The sequence below is a fragment of the Janthinobacterium sp. GW458P genome, assembly GCF_002127585.1.
Classification (GTDB): Bacteria; Pseudomonadota; Gammaproteobacteria; order Burkholderiales; family Burkholderiaceae_D; genus Janthinobacterium.
Genome location: NZ_NEGZ01000127.1, coordinates 1 through 2,477, shown reverse-complemented (window position 1 = coordinate 2,477; position 2,477 = coordinate 1). Strand labels below are relative to the sequence as shown.

Genomic DNA, 2,477 nt, shown 5'->3' with positions numbered 1-2,477 from the left:
CAACCGCTGCGGACGCCGGCCGAGGTTGCTGTTGAGAAAGCTGCGGCTGCGCCCGCCGCTGCCGAAACGGTCCCCGCGCCCGCCGCCGCCCTGCCCGCCATGCCGCCGGGCGCACCGATGACGATGGCGCCCGCGTCCTCCGCCGGCAGCCTGCTGCAAACCATCTTCGCGCTCGTCTTCGTCCTGGCCCTGCTGATCGGCCTGGCCTGGTTCATGAAGCGCTATGGCCCGAAAACCCTGGGCGGCAACAACAAGATGCGCGTCGTCAGCTCGCTCAACCTGGGTGGACGCGAACGCATCGTCCTCGTCGAAGTGGCCGACCAGTGGATCGTCGTGGGCGCTTCGCCCGGGCGCATCAACGCGCTGGCGACCCTGCCGCGCCAGGAAGGCGAGCTGCCCCAGCTTGCCACGGCGCAAAACGGCCCCGCGGCCGCCAATTTTTCCGAATGGCTGAAACAGACCATTGAAAAACGCAATGGGAAATAAGCAGGCAATGAAGCAAGTGACGCGGATGCAAGCGCAAGCATTGAGCAATATCAAGACTCCCCTGGCCTGGCTGCTGGCGGCCGCCGCCCTGGCCCTGCCGCTGTGGGCGCTGGCCGAACCGGGCATCCCCGCCTTCACCAGCACGCCGGCGCCCGGCGGCGGACAGAACTATTCGCTGCCGGTACAGACGCTCATCCTGATGACGTCGCTCACCTTCCTGCCCGCGGCCTTGCTGATGATGACCTGCTTCACGCGCATCGTCATCGTGCTGTCCCTGCTGCGCCAGGCCATCGGCACGCAGTCGGCGCCGCCGAACCAGGTGCTGGTGGGCCTGGCCCTGTTCCTGACCCTGTTCGTCATGGGCCCCGTGTTCGACAAGATCTATACGGATGCGTATCAGCCATATCAGGAAAACAAGATCACCATGCAGCAGGCGATGGACAAGGGCGTCGAACCGCTGAAAACCTTCATGCTCAAGCAGACGCGCCAGGCCGACCTGGCCCTGTTCGCCAAGATGTCGCGCTCGGCGGCCCTGCAAGGACCGGAAGACGTGCCGCTGCGCATCCTCGTGCCCGCCTTCGTCACCAGCGAGCTGAAAACGGCGTTCCAGATCGGCTTTGCCATCTTCATTCCGTTCTTGATCATCGACATGGTGGTGGCCAGCGTGCTGATGTCGATGGGCATGATGATGATGTCGCCGGCGACGATTTCGCTGCCGTTCAAGCTGATGCTGTTCGTGCTCGTCGATGGCTGGCAGTTGCTGCTGGGCTCCTTGTCACAGAGTTTTTACTAGGGGAATGCGATGACACCCGAAAGCGTCATGACCCTGGGCCGCCACGCCATGGAGGTCACCCTGATGGTGGCCGCGCCCATGCTGCTCGTCGCGCTGATCATCGGCCTGATCGTCAGCATCTTCCAGGCGGCCACGCAGATCAACGAGGCGACCCTGTCCTTCATCCCCAAGCTGGTCGGCATTTTCGTCGCCATCGTCGTGGCGGGACCGTGGATGCTGTCCGTCATGCTCGACTACATGCGCCAGGTCTTCACGGGCATCCCGAACCTGGTGGGCTAGCCGCTTGCCACCGGGGCACACGCCATGCTGACCCTGTCAAGCATTGAACTCAATACCTGGATCGCAGCACTGCTGTGGCCGCTTAGCCGCATCCTCGGCCTGCTGGCGGCCGCGCCCCTGTTCGGCAACGCGGCCGTGCCGCTCACCGTGAAGGTGTCGCTGGGCGCCCTGCTGGCCATGATCATCGCTCCCACCGTGCCGGCCCTGCCCGCCACGGACCCGATGTCGCTGGCCGGACTGCTGATCCTCACGCAGGAAATGCTGGTCGGCCTGGCCATGGGCTTTTCCATCCGCATCGTGTTTGCCGCCATCGAGATGGCCGGCGAGATCAGCAGCCTGACCATGGGCCTGGGCTTCGCCTCGTTCTTCGACCCGCAAACCAAGGGCCGCTCTTCCGCCATCAGCCAGTTCCTCGTCATGCTGGCCACGTTGATGTTTCTCACAGTCAATGGCCACCTGGTCTTGCTGGCGGCGCTGGCGGAAAGCTTTGTCAGCCTGCCCATCTCGGCTAGCCCCATCAGCGGCGGCGGCTTCCAGCAGCTGGCCGCCTGGGGCGCGGAAATCTTCCGTTCCGGCGTGCAGATTTCGCTGCCCATCGTGGCGGCCCTGCTGCTGACCAACGTGGCGCTGGGCATCCTGACGCGGGCCGCGCCGCAGCTGAACATTTTCGGCATCGGCTTCCCCGTCACCCTGGGCGTGGGCCTGCTGGTGATCGGCATGGTGCTGCCCTACCTGGCCACGCCCTTCCAGAACATGTTCCTGCGCGGCATAGAGACGGCACGCCTGCTGCCGCGCGGCTTTGCCACGCGCGACCGCCCGCCCCCGCCCGCGCCGCCGAATCCCTTGCGCCCGGCACGGCCTGCGCCGGCGCCGCTGCCGCCCGCGCGCTGACCAGGGCTACCCGCCCAGCGCGCGGGCG

Annotated in this window: 4 protein-coding genes; all 4 read left to right on the top strand. The window is 66.0% G+C overall.

From position 1 onward, the window contains the following. Positions 1-486 (top strand): flagellar biosynthetic protein FliO (gene fliO / locus CBW50_RS28280; protein ID WP_253252021.1); only part of this gene is annotated, 486 nt, incomplete at its 5' end. Positions 487-511: 25 nt separating this feature from the next. Continuing rightward, positions 512-1,279, top strand: a complete 768-nt coding sequence (gene fliP / locus CBW50_RS28275; protein WP_086148559.1) for a flagellar type III secretion system pore protein FliP — start codon at positions 512-514, stop codon at positions 1,277-1,279. Positions 1,280-1,288: 9 nt separating this feature from the next. Continuing rightward, positions 1,289-1,558 (top strand): flagellar biosynthesis protein FliQ, encoded by a 270-nt coding sequence (fliQ, locus tag CBW50_RS28270; protein WP_086148558.1) that lies wholly within the window; start codon positions 1,289-1,291, stop codon positions 1,556-1,558. A gap of 24 nt (positions 1,559-1,582) precedes the next feature. Further along, entirely contained in the window at positions 1,583-2,449 is an 867-nt protein-coding gene (gene fliR / locus CBW50_RS28265; RefSeq protein WP_086148557.1) for a flagellar biosynthetic protein FliR, read from the top strand. Positions 2,450-2,477: the final 28 nt, after the last annotated feature.

Coding starts and splice junctions, on each gene's coding strand:
- fliP (WP_086148559.1), top strand. CDS start 512: ATGCAAGCGCAAGCATTGAGCAATATCAAGACTCCCCTGGCCTGGCTG.
- fliQ (WP_086148558.1), top strand. CDS start 1,289: ATGACACCCGAAAGCGTCATGACCCTGGGCCGCCACGCCATGGAGGTC.
- fliR (WP_086148557.1), top strand. CDS start 1,583: ATGCTGACCCTGTCAAGCATTGAACTCAATACCTGGATCGCAGCACTG.